Genomic DNA, 17,013 nt, shown 5'->3' on the forward strand with positions numbered 1-17,013 from the left:
CCTTTTTATCTATCGATAGGTCATATTGTCATACCCAGCAAATGGCAAGGCTCGTGCCAGCCCGCCACGACGCGCCCGGGCAACGTTACCAGGCAGATGCAGGGTAACCTCAGGTGCCGCAGAACGTCCGCAACACTCGCTCTTCATCGCGCGGCGGCCGCGTGTAATCGACTTCGGTGTCCGGCGTCGTATAGGGATCGGTGATCACCGCCAGCAAGGCCTCGAAGGGCTCGAAGTCGTCTTCCTCGGCGGCGGCGATGGCCTCGGCAACACGGTGATTGCGAGGAATCACGGCGGGGTTGGCGGCGTTCAGGCGTGCCACGATATCAGCGTTCGACGCTTCCTCCCGGGCCAGGCGTTCGCGCCAGCGCGGCAGCCATGCCTCGAGCTCGTCCCGGGATTCGAAGATGTCCTTCAGGCGCGGCGCCTCGGCCGCTGCCTCGACGGCATCGGCCAGGTAACGGAAGGCCAGATGGAAGTCGGCACGCCCGGCACGCATGGCATCCAGCAGCGCCTGGGCGAGTTCGCCATCGCCGTCCTCGTCGGTGGCCAATCCCAGCTTGGCGCGCATCACCTCGCGCCAGCGGGCCTCGAAGCGTTCCGAAACCTCTCGGATGATCGGTGTGGCACGCTCGACGGCACGCTCACCATCGCTGTCGATCAGCGGCACCAGCGTCTCGGCAAAACGCGCGAGATTCCACTGGATGACCACCGGCTGATTGACATAGGCATAGCGCCCCTGCTCGTCGATGGAGCTGTACACCGTGCGCGGGTCGAAGGTGTCCATGAAGGCACAGGGGCCATAATCGATAGTCTCGCCCGAGATGGCGGTGTTGTCGGTGTTCATGACGCCATGGATGAAGCCGACGCCCATCCAGCGCGCCACCAGCTCGGTCTGGCGTTCCGCCACCGCATCGAGCAGCGCCAGGTAACGCTCGCCGTCGTCGGCGCGATCGGAGAGATGCGGATAGTGACGGGCGATGGCCTCGTCGGCCAGCAGGCGCACTGCCTCGGTGTCGCCCCGGGCGGCGAAGTACTGGAAGGTGCCCACCCGCAGATGGCTGGATGCCACTCGCGTCAATACCGCGCCGGGCTCGGGGATGCGGCGGAAGACACGCTCGCCGGTGGTCACGGCGGCCAGCGCCCGGGTGGTCGGAATACCCAGGGCATGCATGGCCTCGCTGACCAGATATTCGCGCAACACCGGGCCGAGCGGCGCTCGCCCGTCACCACCACGGGAGAAAGGCGTGCGGCCACTGCCCTTGAGCTGAATATCGCGAATCCGTCCGTGGCGGTCGACCACTTCGCCCAGCAGAAGTGCCCGACCGTCACCGAGCTGGGGCACGAAGTTGCCGAACTGGTGGCCGGCATAGGCCATGGCCACCGGCTCGGCGCCCTTGGGCACCTGGTTGCCGGCGAGTGCCCCGGCGGCCTCGTCAGCCTCGAACGCCGCCAGATCAAAGCCCAGCTCGTCGGCAAGCTCCCGATTGAAGGCCACCAAACGGGGGCGCTCGACCGGCGTGGGTAGGCATTCGGCGCGCAACCGTTCGGGCAGGCGCGCGTAGCGCAGGGAAAAGCTCGGGAACATGACGCCTCCTGTGCAGTGGGCCCCTCACCCTACAGGGACAGGCGCAGCCGGCCAACATTCCCGAGCGCGGCAACGATCATGCTTTCTCTGCTGACGCTTCCTCGGCCTGTTCGGCCCGGCTGGCAACGAAGGTGCGATGATCCTGGGCGACGCATTCGGCATAACTGACCGCCAGAGTGGCGACCATGTCGGTGAAGTGATCCACTCGCCCCTCGAGCCGCGCACAGACACTGCGTGCAAAGCAGCCCGGATCATCGGGATACAGAGCCTGGGCGCCGCGCAGGTGCTCGCGCGCCAGTATGCGCCCCCAGCGCTTGACCAGCTTGCGGTAGTCCTTGCCACCGTCCAGCTTGTGGGTCGGGAAATCCTCCTTGAAGGGCGAGCGCTCACGCACCGAGAACACGCTGTCCCCGAGGTGCAACCACCCCAGGTAGGGGTCGGGATGCTCGGCAATGGCACGGAAGGCGACAGCATGGCGCGCTCCCTCATGAGGAAAGGCGCGACGCCAGGCCCGTTTTTCGGCGGCATTCATCAAGCGCCAGCCCTCCGGCGGCGTCTGCTGCTTGATGTCGAGAATCACGTCGTCATGCTCATGATCGCGCCCACCCTCGATCAGCGCATAGTAACGCTCCAGGCCCAGCGAGCCGGTACCGGCATCCAGTCGACGCGCCAGATCCTTGACCCTGAAGTGATCCTCCTCGGCCCCGGCACGCTCACCGCCCAGCGTCTCGCGGTATTCTTCCTCGATAGCCTTGCGCAACTGGCTGGCCAGATGCGCCGGCAGGCGAGCCAGCTTGTCCGGGCGTTCGGCGAAGCGGCGACCTTCATCGGTCACACTCGTCCACTTGTCGAGCATCCTGGTGCGACTGCGCTTGGCGGCGACCTTCTCGAGAAAGGGCCGCACGGGGCCCTTGGCGGTGTCCAGGGTCACGCCGTCAGGCGCCTCGCCATTCAGGTGGCCAGCCAGTTCGTCATGGTAGCTCTCGGTCAACGTCGCCAGCGCCTTGCCGATCGCCTTGCGCGACAGGCCGACGTTCTCGCGGGCATCGAGCACCAGGCTGATGGCCAGCCGCCACAGATCGTATTGGTAATCGCCGATCATGGCGTCGTCGAAATCATCCATGCCATAGCGCACGGTATCGTCGCGATGCCCGTAGGCGCCGAAGTTGTAGGCGTGGGCATCGCCCTGCAGCCAGGTCTGCGTCTCGGGCAGGCCGCCGTAGAGGGCGAATCGCCAGTCATGCCAGACATCGTCCCAGTAAAGATGATTGGTGCCCCGGAAGAACTGATAGGGTGACTCGGCCAGCTTGGCGTACTTGGCCTCGCGGTCCTCCTCGGAGAGCCCGGCATTGGCGGAGGTGATCGCGTCCAGCACCTGGCGGGGGCGATTGTGACGTGTCAGGGGTTGCGACATGTGATGTCTCCCGATGATCGACGAAGGCCTTGTCCGACGAGAGTCTGTATTCATCGACGTTTCAGGCAGCGCCCGAGGCTGAGGCCGCCGACGCGGCCCTGTACCAGTCAAGCAAGCTCGTTTCCCGCAAGCAACCCTGGCTAGTCCGTCAGGCCATTGAACAGTACCACCAAAGGCAATATCGGACAGACAAAACGTATGTACCAGGGCCACCACCGCCAGAACAGGGTTTTCTCCATATCGGGCGAGCCGCGACGTAATTCCCGAAGCTTGGCGTCCCGCGACAGCAGCCAGCCGACATAGAGACACACCAGAGCGCCAATGAGCGGCATGTTATAGGTGATGGTGACGCTAATCGCCCAGCCGAAAAGCGGATCGAAGTACACCAGGATCAGCGTGGAGATCGCAAATATCACGGCCCCCATCAGCAGGGACGCCCAACGCCGCGAAATGCGGCCCGTCTCGACGACGGTTGCCACCGGTACCTCGAGTACCGGAAACATGGAGGTCAAGGCGGCAATCGCCAGCAGGGCGAAGAAGGCCACTTCCAGGCCAGCGCCCAGTCGCCCCAACTGGGCGAACATCGCCGGCATCACGTCGAACAACAGGGTGGATGAACTCTGAAGCTGTCCAGACGCGTTGAAGATATCCACACCCAGGCCATCGGCCACGAACATCGAGGGCACGATCAACAGTCCCGCGATGAAGGCCACGCCCATGTCGATGAACATCACCTGGGCGCCGACGCGCGGTAGATCCGCCTGGCGACTCAGGTAGGAGCCGTAGATCACCATGGCACCGACGCCGATGGACAGCGAGAAGAAGGCCTGGCCCATGGCATCCACCACCAGTTGAGCGGAGAGCCGCGAGACATCCGGCACCAGGTAGGCAGCGAGTCCGGTGGTGGCCCCGGGCAGGGTCATGAACACCAGGATCAGTGCCAACATCAGCGCGATCAGCAACGGCATCAGGCGCTTGGACCAACGCTCGATCCCCTTGTTGACCCCGGCCACCACGACACCGACGGTCACCAGCATGGCCAGGCTGGCCAGCCCCCAGTCCTTCCAGAAACCAGCCTCATCCAGTCGCCTCGCCCAGTTATTCAGGCCCAGCAACTCGAGCATCGGGATCAGGGTATCACCGATCAGCCAGCCGGTGACGATGGCATAGAAGGCTTGCCCCAGGCAGGCGGTGAGGATGGCCAGCCCCCCGATCGCTGCGCCCAACCGACCCGCAGTGCCGGCCCCGCCGAGGCGCGACATGGCCTGAATGACACCGCTCTGGGCGTAACGTCCCAGGGTCAGTTCGGCCATCAGCGCCGGATAGGCCAGCACGAAGGCCATCAAGGCATACAGCAACAGGAAGGCACCGCCCCCGTTGTTGGCGGCCATGGAGGGAAAGCTCCAGACATTGCCCAGGCCCACGGCGGCACCGGCCGCGGCCATCAGGAAACCGAAGCGGGAGGTGAACTGCGCTCTTGTCTTGTTCATGGCAATAGATCCAGGGGAAGCCGCGTCGCGGCCTCCATTGTTGTTGTGGTGATGGCCGCCTCGGCAGCCTAGAGATGGTCGAGAATGTCGAAATGATCGCAGTCCGGCAGGTCGACGAGTTCCGCCCTGCCACCGGCAGCGTTCAGTGCGCTCACGAAGTCGCGTCCCTGGCGACGGAAGGCGGGCGAGTCGTGCTCGGCGATCAACACTCGGCTCGGCGGCAGTCCGGTCAGCTCACCGAACAGCGGGCTCAACGCCCGGGCCTGCGCCGGGTCGAGCGAAAGCGGTACATTGACGTAGGTGTCGACCAGCGGCGTCAGGTCATAGACACCGCTGACCAGCAGCAGCGCGTCGATGTCCTTGCCTGCCTCATCGGCCACTCGACAGGCCAGTTGGGCGCCGGCACTGTGACCGCCGAGCGTCACGGCGTCGACACCGCCCCGCGCATCGAGCGCCGTCCGCGCCTCCGCCAGCCCGCGCGCGCACTGCTCGCCCATGGTCTCGATCGATGTCGCCGGCGCCAGCCCGTAGCCCAGGGAAGCGAAGGCCATGCCTCGTGCCAGATAACGCTCGGCCAGGAAGTCAGTGGCGGTATGGTCCAGTTCCTGCCAGTAACCTCCATGGATGAAGGCCATCAATGGCCAGGGGCCGTCGCCCCGAGGCACGAAAAGATCCAGCCTGGCCAGTGGATCGTCACCATAGCCAAGCCGGCATGGCGCATGGCGCTCGACCACCTGCCGCCCCATCGCCGCCTGCCGCGCCAGGGTGGCTGCGACATCCCGGGCGTAGTGGCTCGGTGAATACTCGCGATCCAGGGCATCGCTCATGGCGCATCCTCAGGTTACGGCTCCGCGCACGTTGAAGCGCGACTCCCGGTACTCGCCGGTTTCCAGCACCTCGCGGAAATGCCCGGCGGCCTGCCAGACATCTTCGAAGCTCAGGTAGAGCGGCGTGAAGCCGAAACGCATCAAGCCGGGCTCGCGGTAATCGCCGATCACACCCCGGGCGATCAGCGCCTGGACGATGGCAAAGCCATTCTCGGTGTCCACCAGCGATACCTGGCTGCCCCTCTCCCCGGCCGCCGGGGTGATATCGGTAATGCCGTAGGATTCGAGCAAATCAGCCAGACAATCGCGAAACAGCTCGCTCATCGCCAGGCTCTTGGTGCGCAATGCCTGGAGATCGACGTCCTGCCACATGTCGAGCGATGCCTCCAGGGCACGGTAGGTCAACGCCGAGTGGGTCCCGGTGCGAAAGCGGGTGATATCGCCGGCCGGGGCATAATTCGCCTCGAAGTCGAAGGGCGCGGCATGACCGTGCCAGCCGGAAAGCGGCTGCCAGCCACCGTCCTGGTGATCGCGCTGGACGTACAGGAACGCCGGGGCACCAGGGCCACCGTTGAGGTACTTGTAGGTGCAACCCACGGCATAACGGGCCCCGCAGCCGTTCAGGTCCACCGGCAAGGCCCCAGCCGAGTGGGCCAGGTCCCAGATGATCTCGGCGCCGTGTGCATGCACCTGGCGGGTGACGGCCGCCATGTCGCGCAACGCACCGGTACGGTAATTGACCTGGCTCAGCACCACCACATCGACACCGTCGAGATGTGCCTCGAGCGGCGCCCCCTCGGGCAGGAAACGATGCTCATGCCCGCCGAAGCGACTGAAGCCCTGGGCGATGTAGCCATCGGTGGGAAAGTTGCCCCCCTCGCTCAGTACCACCCCGCGTCCTTCATCACGCTGGCCGATGATATAGCCCAGCAACTTGAAGATGTTGAGCGTGATGTTATCGGTGACGATCACCTCGCCCTCCCCCGCCCCCAGCACCGGGGCAAGCCGGTTGCCGAGCCGTTCCGGCGCATCGAACCATCCCTGATTCCATCCCTTGATCAGCTCGTCACGCCACTGATCCAGGGTCTCGGCGACCGCGTCTCGGGCCGCAAGGGGCTGGGCACCGAGGGAATTGCCATCGAGGTAGAGCACGCCCTCCGGCAGCGCGAAGCGCTCCTTGAAGATCGCCAGTGGATCCTGGAGATCAAGCTCACGAACACGATCCAGGTTCACTCTCATATCGAATCTCCGGGCAGGCAAAGGGAATCGCTGCAGGGCATTCTAGGAGCAGATGGATGACGATAGGTTGCGTTTTTCCACGCTAAACCCCACTTTTATGCAAAATTATTGCGCATAATGGCTTTATAAAGAGAAATGACATCACTCGACCGTTTTGATCTGAAACTCCTGCATATCCTGCAGCGCGATGCCCGCCTGACGCTGGGGCAACTCTCAGAGCGGGTGAACCTTTCCACCAGCCAATGTTCGCGACGCCTTGCACGACTGGAACGCGAGGGCGTGATCCAGGGATATTCGCTTCGCGTCTCCCCCGACGCCCTGGGCCTGCAGGTCACGGCCTTCATTTTCCTTTCCATGGACAAGCACCGCATGGACGACCCGCGAAGCGCCGTAGCCGCTCTGCTGAAACGGGACGAGGTGATCGAGTGCCATACCGTTACCGGCAACCACGATTTCATCATCAAGGTGGTGGTGGGCAGCCTCGGTGCGCTGTCGAGCTTCCTTGCCGAAGTGGTCAGTCCTCTGGACGGCATCCACGACATTGCCACCCAGGTCGCCATGGACACCCTCAAGACCAACGGGCCACTGAGAACGGACTGACGTCTTCACTGCCGATTCCGGCTAGTTTCCGTGATACGTCGCGATACACTGGCCACATCGATTCGGGATGCCGGAGGAGAACGCCATCATGCTGGACCCCGCCCAGTGCCGCCAGGCTCGTCTGGCTCGGGATGCCCGGTTCGACGGCCGCTTCTTCATCGCGGTGACCAGCACCGGCGTCTACTGCCGCCCGATCTGCCCGGCCACCCCACCCCATGAACGCAACGTGCGTTACTACGAGAGCGCCCTGGCCGCCTCGCAGGATGGCTTTCGCCCCTGCCTGCGCTGCCGGCCGGACAGTGCACCGGATTCGCCCGCCTGGCGTGGCCCCCACACCACCTTCGAACGAGCCCTGCGGCTGATCGACGAGGGCGCCCTGAGCGAGGCCACCTTGGGCGCGCTCTGTGAGCGCCTGGGCATCGGCGAACGTTATCTGCGCCAGTTGTTCCAGCAACGTCTCGGCGTCTCACCCAAGTCCTATGCGCTGCATCGCCAGTGCCTGTTCGCCAAGCAACTGCTGCATCAGACCAGGCTGCCCGTCACCGAGGTCGCCCACGCCAGCGGTTTTCGCAGCCTGAGGCGTTTCAACGACGCCTTTCGCCGCCACATCGGCCTGGCTCCTCGGGAATTGCGCCGCCACGGTGGCGATGGCAGCGACGACCTGACGCTGACGCTCGCCTACCGGCCGCCCTATGCCTGGCAGTCCTTACACGGCTTCCACCGCCAACGCGCCATCGAAGGCCTGGAGTGGGTCGGCGAGCATCACTATGGCCGCCATATCCGTTGGGGCAACGCCCGCGGCTGGTTCACCGCCGAGCATCATCCCGAACACCACGCTTTCCGCGTGCACCTGGCGCTGGACGATCTTGCTGCCCTGGCACCGGTGGTACGGCGGATTCGCCGGGTTCTCGACCTGGATGCCGATACCGCTACCATCGAGGCCCATCTCGGTCGTGTCGTGCCGGGGTTGCCGTTGATTGCGGGCCTGCGCCTGCCCGGCGTCTGGTCGCCATTCGAGGCCGGCGTGCGGGCGATCCTCGGCCAGCAGGTCTCCATCGTCGCCGCACGTCGACTGGTCGGCACCCTGGTCGCCCGACTGGGCGAGCCGACCGAGCATGGCCATCATTTCCCCACGCCCGAGTCCATTGCCGCCAGCGAACTCGCCTTCCTGCGCATGCCCGGTGCACGCAAGGCGACCCTGCAACGCTTCGCGAGCTGGTACGCTGGTGCCGGATCGGGCGACGATCCGCTCCAGTGGACGGCCCTCAAGGGCATCGGTCCCTGGACGGCAAACTACGCCGCCATGCGCGGTATAGGGCATCCCGACATCTGGCTGGATGGCGACGCCGGGGTACGACGAGCCCTTGGCCACCTGGGCGGCATCGACCCGGCCGACGCCGCACCCTGGCGCAGCTACCTGACCCTTCAGCTATGGTCTCGGGAGCCGGCGCCCGACAACCTGGAACCGAACGTCATGGAGGCGAGCCGATGACCGACGCCCTCGACTACTACCAGCCCCCGCAAAGCGACGCCCTCGGCCTACTGCGCCTGAGCGCCACGGCCTCGGGCATCAACGAGATCGCCTTCGTCATGGAAAAGGACGCTGCGCCACGCCCCAACGAGATCACCGAGCGTGCCCGGCAGCAGCTCGCCGAGTATTTCGCCGGCGAACGCCGCGAGTTCGACCTGCCGCTCGCGCCCGAAGGCACCGACTTCCAGCAGCGCGTCTGGGAGGCGCTCACCACCATTCCCTACGGACAGACCCGCAACTACGCCGAGATCGCCGAGCAACTCCGCTGCAAGGGCGGCCAGCGCGCGGTGGGAGCCGCCAACGGCAAGAACCCCATCGCCATCGTCGTGCCCTGCCACCGGGTGATCGGCAGCGACGGCCGACTCACCGGCTACGCCGGTGGCATCGGGCGAAAGCAATGGCTGCTGGCCCACGAAGCCGGCGAGATTCCTTTTCAACTGGCATGAAGTGGCTCGCTCAGACGGCATCCTCCTGCAGGGTGCCGAGCCGGCGCACGCTGGCGACGAAGTCGCTGAAGCGCTCGCCCTGGATGAGCACGTGATCGCGTAGCGCCCGCTCGGCCCGCTCGGCCTCTCCGGCCTCGATGGCAGCGACAATCTCGCGATGCTCCTCCAACGAGCTGCCCATGCGCTGACGCACCTGAAGCTGCAGGCGTCGGTAGGGCTTGAGCCGCTGCTTCAACTGGCGCGCCTCGCTATCCAGAAAACCGTTGTGGCTGGCCCGATAGATGCAGTCGTGAAAGGCCGCGTTCTCGTAATAGTACTCGTCGGGATCGCCCGCCCGAGCTGCCGTCTCGCATCGCGCCAGGGCCTCGCGCAGCTCCGTCAGTTCCGCGTCGCTGATCCGCCGGGCGGCCAACCGCCCGCACATTCCCTCCAGCTCGGCCATCACCTCGAACATCTCGATCAACTGATCGATGCCCACCTTGGCCACGAAGGTTCCCTTCTTCGGCGAGACCGTGACCAGACCGCTGGCCACCAGCTGCTGGATCGCCTCGCGCACCGGCGTGCGCGACACCTCGAACTCACGGCCCAGAGCTTCCGGATCCAGGCGCTCCCCCGGTGCGCGCCGCCCATTGATGATGTCGTCTTCCAGTGCATCCCGAAGTCGCTGCGTATTCGACCGTTTCATGGTCTGGGCTCCTCTCTTCACGCGCTTGCCTCACCCCTTGGTCTAAGGTCCTAAATTTGACACTGGTATTTCAATACGGCTATTGAAGTATACATCAGCCTAGCTGATACACACTTCATACAAGAACAATCTCCAAGGAGACGCCATGAAACGCTCATACATGCCACCCCTGGTGGCCGGCCTGGCTATCGCCACGCTCGCCGCCAGTTCTTCCGCGGCTGCCCAGACGGTACTGCGCGCCTCCCACCAATTTCCCGGCGGGCAAGGCGACGTGCGTGATGAAATGGTCCAACTGATGGCCGAGAGGGTCGCCGACGCCGATGTAGGGCTCGAAGTCGAGGTCTATCCCGGTCAGTCGCTGTTCAAGGCACGCGAGCAGTGGGCCGCTCTGTCTCGGGGTCGGTTGGACATCACCGCGCTGCCGCTCGACTACGCCAGCGGCCGCCACCCCGAGTTCTCCGCTACCCTGATGCCCGGCCTGGTGCGCAACCACGAGCACGCCCAGCGGCTGAACGACTCCGAGTTCATGGGCATGATCAAGGACGTCATCCAGGAAGGTGGCGCCCGAGTGCTGGCCGATGCCTGGCTGGCCGGTGGCTTCGCCTCCAGCGATCGCTGCATCACCTCGCCGGACACCGTCGAGGGCCAGAACTTCCGCGCCGCCGGCCCGGCCTTCGAGGAAATGCTGGAAGCCGCAGGCGCATCGATCACCTCCATGCCCTCCTCGGATATCTACACCGCCATGCAGACCGGCGTGCTGGATGCCGCCAACACCTCATCGATGTCCTTCGTCTCGTACCGCATCTACGAGCAGGTCGAGTGCCTGACCGAACCCGGCGAGCACGCCCTGTGGTTCATGTACGAACCGATCCTGATCGCCGAACAGAGCTGGCAGAAACTCGACGAGGCGCAGCAGCAGGCGCTCATGGAAGCCGGCCAGGACGCCGAGGAGTTCTTCGCCGAGCAGGCAGCCGGCCTGGACCAGCAGATGGTCGATGTCTTCGAGGAGAACGGCGTCGAGGTCGTGAGCATGAGCGAAGAGGACTACAACGCCTGGCTGGAGATCGCCAAGCAGAGCGCCTACAAGAACTTCGCCGAGAACGTCCCCGATGGGCAAGCCCTCATCGATGCCGCCCTGGCCGTCGATTGACCCACCGGCTCCGCCACCGACACCGGCCCACCACGCCGGTGTCCCTGACTTCGGGAGGACGACATGGCCATGGCCAATACTTCACCCTTTGCCGGACGCCTGCCACTCATCGATCTCTATATTCGCATGATGGACAGCGTCTCTCGCTACGCCGCCTACCTGGCTGCCGTGATGTTCATCGCCGGCGTGTTCGCGGTCTGCCACATGGTGTTCGTGCGCTACGTGCTGGGCATGAGCACCAGCTGGCAGACGGAATTCACGGTCTTCTCCGTCACCGGCGCCATGCTGATGGGCAGTGCCTACGTGCTGATGACCGGTGGCCATGTCGCCATTACCCTGCTGCCCGACATGGTGGGAGGCGTGGCCCGCAAGGTCATGCAGTGGATGGCCTCGCTGGTCGGCCTCGGCTTCTGCGCGGCCCTGAGCTACGGCGCCTGGATCTATCTGGCCGAGGCCTGGTATGGGCAGTGGACCACCGGCACGGTATGGAATCCGCCGCTCTGGCCGGCCCTGCTGCCGCTGGCCGTGGGCAGTAGTCTGCTGACCCTGCAGTACATCGCCGAACTGCTGCGCGGGGAGGACTGACATGGACCCGATTACACTCGGCATCATCGTGGCCCTCGCCCTCGTGGCACTGATGGCCATCGGCACTCCCATCGCCTTCGCCCTGGGCGGCGTCTCGCTGCTCGCCCTGCTGTATGACCGGGGCCTGCCGGAACTGACCTATTTCGGCGAGACCTTCTTCGAGCGCATCGCCGACTTCGGCTTCGTTGCCATTCCCATGTTCATCCTGATGGGTGCCGCCGTGGCCTCCTCGCCCACCGGCCGCGATCTCTATCGCTCGCTGGACCTGTGGATGGGACGGCTCCCGGCAGGCCTGGCGGTCTCCAACATCGGCGCCTGCTCGATCTTCGCCGCTCTCTCTGGCTCTTCCCCCGCCACCTGCGCGGCCATCGGCAAGATGGGCATCCCCGAGATGCGCACCCGCGGCTATCCGGATGGCGTCGCCGCTGGCAGCATTGCCGCCGGCGGTACCCTGGGCATCCTGATCCCGCCCTCGGTGACCATGATCATCTACGGCATCGCCAGCGAGACCTCCATCGGCCGATTATTCATCGCCGGGGTGGTGCCGGGCTTCATGCTCGCGGGGCTATTCATGGTCTGGACCATCATTGCCTGCAAGCTGACCGGCGGCTATCAGGCACCAATAGCCCAGACAACCGAGCGCCTGAAGGAGACCGTCAAGACCAACGTCGACTCCAACATCAAGGCCTTGATCCGGGTGCTGCCTTTCCTGGCCGTGGTAGCGGGCATCCTGTTCGCGCTCTACGGCGGAGTGGCCACGCCTTCGGAGGCCGCCGGCGTCGGCGCCTTTCTGTGCCTGGCACTGGCCATTCTCATCTACCGCATGTGGCAGGTCGGTCCCATCAAGCTGATCATGCGCGACTCCCTGCGCGAGAGCGTGATGATCATGCTGGTGATCGCCTGTGCCGAGGTGTTCGCCTACGCCCTGTCGTCGCTATTCATCACCCAGACCGTGGCCGGCGCCATCGCCGAGCTGGAGGTCAATCGCTGGGTGCTGATGGGTGTCATCAATGTCTTCTTGCTAGTAGCCGGCTTCTTCCTGCCGCCGGTGGCGGTGATCGTGATGACCGCCCCGATCCTGCTGCCAATCATTCTGGCCGCCAACTTCGATCCTTACTGGTTCGCCGTGGTGCTGACCATCAACCTGGAGATCGGCCTGATCACGCCGCCGGTCGGCCTCAACCTCTTCATCATCAAGGGCATCGCACCGGACATCTCGTTGCGCGACATCCTGTTCGGCAGCCTCCCCTACGCACTGTGCATGGTGCTGGGAATCGTCCTGCTGTGTCTCTTCCCGGGCCTTGCCCTGTGGCTACCCGACCTGCTCATGGGCTGAAGGAGTCGACGTCATGAACATGACCTTCCTGCAGGAGATGTTCAACAACATCACCCAGCGCGACGCCTTGCTGCGACGTCGCCACGGGTACAACACCAATCCCGACCACGCCGACCTGGTGGGCGCCTGTCGTGCCCTGCTGGAAAGCGATGGCGAGGCCTCGAGCATCGCCCTGGCCAGCCGCGCCCTGGCCATGTACGAGCGGCTGGATGGCAGCGAACGCCGGCGTTTCTTCGCCCGGCTCGCCGAGGAATTCGCCGCCGATCCGACACGGATCGACCAGGCCTACGCCGCCTATCGCGAGTCTCGCGACAACGCCACCCTGAACGGCCTGTTCGAGGCCTGCGAACCACGGCGTCAGGAGCTGTTCCGGCGACTCAACCTCGCCCGCGACGGCACCTATCAACTGGTCCGCATGCGCGAGGACCTGCTCGCCCTGCGTCGCGAACACCCAGAGCTGGCGGGCATCGATGCCGACTTCGCCCACCTCTTCGCCTCCTGGTTCAATCGCGGCTTCCTGATGCTCAAGCGCATCGACTGGAACACACCGGCCTCGCTGCTCGAGCGCATCATCCACTACGAGGCGGTGCACGAAATCCACGACTGGAACGACCTTCGTCGACGGCTCGATACCCGTGACCGGCGCTGCTTTGCCTTCTTCCATCCCGCCATCGGCGATGAACCGCTGATCTTCGTCGAAGTGGCGCTGTGCAAGGGCTTGCCGGATCACATCCAGCCGATCCTGGCGGGAGAAGACAGCGACGTGGAAGCACCCGAGGATGCCGACACCGCCGCCTTCTTCGGCATCAGCAACTGCCAGACCGGGCTACGCGGCATTTCCTTCGGCAACTTCCTGATCAAGCAAGTGGTGCAGGAACTCAAGCAGGAACTGCCCCAGCTCAAGCACTTTGTCACCCTCTCGCCGGTGCCGGGCTTTGCCCAATGGCTGAAGGCACAGCGTGACGACGACAGTACGTCCGAGGCCCAGCGCGAGGCGCTCGCGGCCCTGGACGAGCCGGGCTGGCACCGGGATCCCGAACGTGCCGAGGCCCTCAAGGCCGTCGTGCGGCCGATGGCCGCCCGCTATCTGACGCAGGAAAAGAACGACCGGGGGGTGCCGCTCAACCCGGTGGCTCGCTTTCACCTCGGCAACGGCGCCGAGCTGCATCGCATCAACTGGCTCGGCGACATCTCCGACAAGGGGCTCGAGCAGGCCGCCGGCCTGATGGTCAATTACCTCTACGTGCTCAACGACATCGAACGCAACCACGAGAACTACACCGCCAACGCCACCGTGGCCTGCTCGAGCGAGGTACGCGACCTCGCCCGCAAGGCCAGGAAACAGCAGGCCAAGGGAGAGCTGAAATGAGCCACAACCTCTTCGAGAGCTTCGCCAGCCGCATGCAGCAGCGCGGCGACGCCGATTTCATCACCACCCGCGAGGGTCGACGCTACTCCTATGCCGACACACTCACCGAAAGCGCGCGCCTGGCCGGCGCCCTGACCGAGCTGGGCGTCTCGCCCGGCGACCGGGTCGCCGTCCAGGTCGACAAGAGCCCCGAAGTCATCCTGCTCTACCTCGCCTGCCTGCGAATCGGCGGCGTCTATCTGCCCCTCAACACCGGCTATACCTTTGATGAGATCCGCTACTTCCTCGGCGACGCCGAACCCGCCCTGTTCGTCTGCCGGCCCCAGGTCCACGAGGATGCCCGTGCCATTGCCGCCGAGGCCGGCTGCCCGGCGGTGGAAACCCTGGGAGCCAATGCCGACGGCAGTTTGCTGGACAAGGCCGCACGCGCCACGCCGCGCAACGAGACAGTGCCACGCGAGGCCGACGACCTGGCCGCCATTCTCTACACCTCCGGCACCACCGGTCGCTCCAAGGGTGCCATGCTGACCCACCGCAACCTCGCCTCCAACGCCAAGACCCTGGTGGAAGCCTGGCGCTTCGAGGCGGAAGATCGACTGATCCACGCCCTGCCCATCTTCCACACCCACGGCCTGTTCGTGGCCTGCAACGTCAGCCTGATGGCCGGCTCGAGCATGCTCTTCCTGCCCAGGTTCGACGCCGAGGTCATCCTCGAGGAAATGCCCCGCGGCAGCGTGATGATGGGCGTGCCCACCTTCTACACCCGACTGGTGGCCGACGAGCGCCTGACGGCCGAGCGCACCGCCAATATGCGGCTGTTCGTCTCCGGCTCCGCCCCTTTAACCGCCGAGACCCATGAAGCCTTCGAGACCAGAACCGGGCACGCCATCCTCGAGCGCTACGGGATGACCGAAACCAACATGAACATCTCCAACCCCTATGACGGCCCGCGCCGCGCCGGCACCGTCGGCAAGCCGCTGCCCGGTGTGGAAATCCGCATCACCGACCGCGATACGGGTGAGGAAGTCGCCGAAGGCGAGATCGGCCTGCTGCAGGTACGCGGCCCGAACGTCTTCATCGGCTACTGGCGCATGCCCGAGAAGACCCGCGAGGAGCTGCTGGAAGACGGCTTCTTCATCACCGGTGACCTGGCCATGATCGACGATCACGGCTACGTGCAAATCGTCGGTCGCGACAAGGATCTGGTGATCTCCGGCGGCTACAACGTCTATCCCAAGGAAGTCGAACAGGTGATCGACGAGCTCGAAGGCGTACAGGAGTCGGCGGTGATCGGCCTGCCCCATCCGGACTTCGGCGAAGGCGTCACGGCGGCGGTAGTCTGCGAGCCGGGCGCCAGCCTCGACGAAGCGCAGGTGCTCGATCACCTGCAGGGCCGCCTGGCCAAGTACAAGCAGCCAAAACGCGTCTTCTTCATCGACGCCCTGCCCCGCAACACCATGGGCAAGGTGCAGAAGAACGAGCTGCGCCAGCGCTTCGACGCTACCTACCGCTGAGTCGCCCTGCCTCCCATGACGGCACCCCGACGGCGGTGCCGTCGCTGATCCGCATGACGAGCGGCGATTTGCCAGGCGCCTGAGCCACGAATCTCAGCATCAATTGATTTTCGCCTTCATTTCTGTAATTCTCGACATATGGACAACGAAAAGATTCTCGACGCCTTCACGGCACTTTCTCAGGCGACCCGCCTGGCGACCTTCCGCGTCCTGGTACGGTACGAACCGGAAGGTCTCCCGGCCGGCGAGATCGCCCGGCTACTGGATGTGCCGCACAACACCATGTCGACGCATCTGGGCGTGCTGTCGCGGGCAGGACTGGTGAGCTCGCGTCGACAGAGCCGCTCGATCATCTATCGAGCCAACCTGGATCACATGCGAGAGACACTCAGCTTCCTGGTGCGCGACTGCTGCGCCGGACGCGCCGAACTGTGTGAACCGCTCCTTCGGGAGTTGCAACACCCCGCCGCCGACTGCAGCCGAGAGGCTGGCGAGAACCTGTGCAACGGTGAGGACGCCTCATGAGGCTGGATCAATTACCCAACATCGACCCCGAGTACTTGCACCCCATCGACGTCGACGCTCTGGTCGGCCCGGACCAACCTCGTCATCCCCCGCGCATTCTGGTGCTGTACGGCTCGCTGCGCGAACGTTCCTACTCGCGCCTGCTCTCCGAGGAAGCCGCACGCTTGCTGCGCTGGTTCGGTTGCGACGTGCGCACCTTCAATCCCTCCGGCCTGCCGCTGCCCGACGATACCGACGCCGAGCACCCCAAGGTGCAGGAGCTGCGCGATCTGGCCGAGTGGAGCGAGGGCATGCTGTGGGTCAGCCCCGAACGTCACGGCGCCATGACCGGCATCATGAAGGCCCAGATCGACTGGATACCCCTGGCGCTGGGCGGTGTCAGACCGACCCAAGGCAAGACACTCGCGGTCATGGAGGTCTCCGGCGGTAGCCAGAGCTTCAATGCCGTCAATCAACTGCGCATCCTCGGCCGCTGGATGCGCATGCTGACCATCCCCAACCAGTCGTCCGTGCCCAAGGCCTTCAACGAGTTCGACGAGGCCGGTCGCATGCATCTTTCGCCGCTCTACTACCGGGTCGTCGATGTCTGCGAGGAACTAGTGAAGTTCACCTGGATGACGCGCGGGCGCGCCGCTTACCTGACCGATCGTTACTCGGAGCGGGTAGAGAGTGCCGAAGCCGTGTCCCGACGCGTCAATCAGGCCACGCACTGAA

At 64.9% G+C, this 17,013-nt stretch carries 16 protein-coding genes; 10 read left to right on the forward strand and 6 right to left on the reverse strand.

Annotation, left to right across the window (positions count from 1 at the left end; genetic code table 11):
* Nucleotides 1–109: 109 nt before the first annotated feature.
* From HSDC_RS11450 to kynU, 5 genes are all read right to left on the reverse strand, one after another.
* Nucleotides 110–1,588 carry a protein adenylyltransferase SelO gene (locus HSDC_RS11450; RefSeq protein ID WP_064700092.1) on the reverse strand — a complete coding sequence of 493 codons (1,479 nt, stop codon included), beginning with the start codon at nt 1,586–1,588 and terminating at the stop codon, nt 110–112.
* A 76-nt stretch (nt 1,589–1,664) separates the two neighbouring features.
* A complete protein-coding gene (locus tag HSDC_RS11455) occupies nt 1,665–3,002 on the reverse strand; it encodes a DUF2252 domain-containing protein (protein WP_064700093.1) in 1,338 nt (445 codons plus the stop codon).
* A gap of 140 nt (nt 3,003–3,142) precedes the next feature.
* Nucleotides 3,143–4,492 carry a sodium-dependent transporter gene (locus HSDC_RS11460; RefSeq protein WP_064700094.1) on the reverse strand — a complete coding sequence of 450 codons (1,350 nt, stop codon included), beginning with the start codon at nt 4,490–4,492 and terminating at the stop codon, nt 3,143–3,145.
* Nucleotides 4,493–4,560: 68 nt separating this feature from the next.
* On the reverse strand, nt 4,561–5,319 hold the full coding sequence (locus HSDC_RS11465) for an alpha/beta hydrolase (RefSeq protein WP_064700095.1): 759 nt from the start codon (nt 5,317–5,319) through the stop codon (nt 4,561–4,563).
* Nucleotides 5,320–5,328: 9 nt separating this feature from the next.
* A complete protein-coding gene (gene kynU, locus HSDC_RS11470) occupies nt 5,329–6,558 on the reverse strand; it encodes a kynureninase (RefSeq protein WP_064700096.1) in 1,230 nt (409 codons plus the stop codon).
* A 135-nt stretch (nt 6,559–6,693) separates the two neighbouring features.
* Between kynU and HSDC_RS11475 the strand changes: the two genes are divergently transcribed.
* The 3 genes from HSDC_RS11475 (at nt 6,694) to HSDC_RS11485 (ending at nt 9,135) form a co-directional block, all read left to right on the forward strand.
* Nucleotides 6,694–7,158 (forward strand): Lrp/AsnC family transcriptional regulator, encoded by a 465-nt coding sequence (locus HSDC_RS11475; RefSeq protein WP_064700097.1) that lies wholly within the window; start codon nt 6,694–6,696, stop codon nt 7,156–7,158.
* Between the two features lie 88 nt (nt 7,159–7,246).
* A complete protein-coding gene (locus HSDC_RS11480; protein WP_064700122.1) occupies nt 7,247–8,650 on the forward strand; it encodes an AlkA N-terminal domain-containing protein in 1,404 nt (467 codons plus the stop codon).
* Complete coding sequence (locus HSDC_RS11485) at nt 8,647–9,135, forward strand: methylated-DNA--[protein]-cysteine S-methyltransferase (protein WP_064700098.1); 489 nt, start codon at nt 8,647–8,649, stop codon at nt 9,133–9,135. Before HSDC_RS11480 ends, HSDC_RS11485 begins: the two co-directional genes overlap by 4 nt.
* Nucleotides 9,136–9,145: 10 nt before the next feature.
* On the opposite strand, the gene HSDC_RS11490 is transcribed toward HSDC_RS11485, so the two are convergent.
* Nucleotides 9,146–9,820, reverse strand: a complete 675-nt coding sequence (locus HSDC_RS11490; protein ID WP_064700099.1) for a GntR family transcriptional regulator — start codon at nt 9,818–9,820, stop codon at nt 9,146–9,148.
* Between the two features lie 145 nt (nt 9,821–9,965).
* On the opposite strand from HSDC_RS11490, the gene HSDC_RS11495 reads away from it, so the two are divergent.
* From HSDC_RS11495 to arsH, 7 genes are all read left to right on the forward strand, one after another.
* The gene (locus tag HSDC_RS11495) at nt 9,966–10,970 is read left to right on the forward strand and encodes a TRAP transporter substrate-binding protein (protein WP_064700100.1); all 1,005 of its coding nucleotides are present in this window, start codon (nt 9,966–9,968) and stop codon (nt 10,968–10,970) included.
* 63 nt (nt 10,971–11,033) lie between these two features.
* Entirely contained in the window at nt 11,034–11,555 is a 522-nt protein-coding gene (locus HSDC_RS11500) for a TRAP transporter small permease subunit (protein WP_064700101.1), read from the forward strand.
* Nucleotide 11,556: 1 nt separating this feature from the next.
* Entirely contained in the window at nt 11,557–12,891 is a 1,335-nt protein-coding gene (locus HSDC_RS11505) for a TRAP transporter large permease (protein ID WP_064700102.1), read from the forward strand.
* A 13-nt stretch (nt 12,892–12,904) separates the two neighbouring features.
* Entirely contained in the window at nt 12,905–14,260 is a 1,356-nt protein-coding gene (locus HSDC_RS11510) for a malonyl-CoA decarboxylase (RefSeq protein ID WP_064700103.1), read from the forward strand.
* Entirely contained in the window at nt 14,257–15,774 is a 1,518-nt protein-coding gene (locus HSDC_RS11515) for a malonate--CoA ligase (protein WP_064700104.1), read from the forward strand. The genes HSDC_RS11510 and HSDC_RS11515 overlap by 4 nt, the downstream gene beginning before the upstream one ends.
* Before the next feature lie 138 nt (nt 15,775–15,912).
* Nucleotides 15,913–16,299, forward strand: coding sequence for an ArsR/SmtB family transcription factor (locus HSDC_RS11520; protein ID WP_064700105.1), 387 nt, complete (start codon nt 15,913–15,915; stop codon nt 16,297–16,299).
* Complete coding sequence (gene arsH / locus HSDC_RS11525) at nt 16,296–17,012, forward strand: arsenical resistance protein ArsH (RefSeq protein ID WP_064700106.1); 717 nt, start codon at nt 16,296–16,298, stop codon at nt 17,010–17,012. The genes HSDC_RS11520 and arsH overlap by 4 nt, the downstream gene beginning before the upstream one ends.
* The last annotated feature ends 1 nt before the right edge of the window (nt 17,013 follow it).

The organism is Halomonas caseinilytica, from assembly GCF_001662285.1.
GTDB classification, from domain to species: domain Bacteria; phylum Pseudomonadota; class Gammaproteobacteria; order Pseudomonadales; family Halomonadaceae; genus Halomonas; species Halomonas caseinilytica.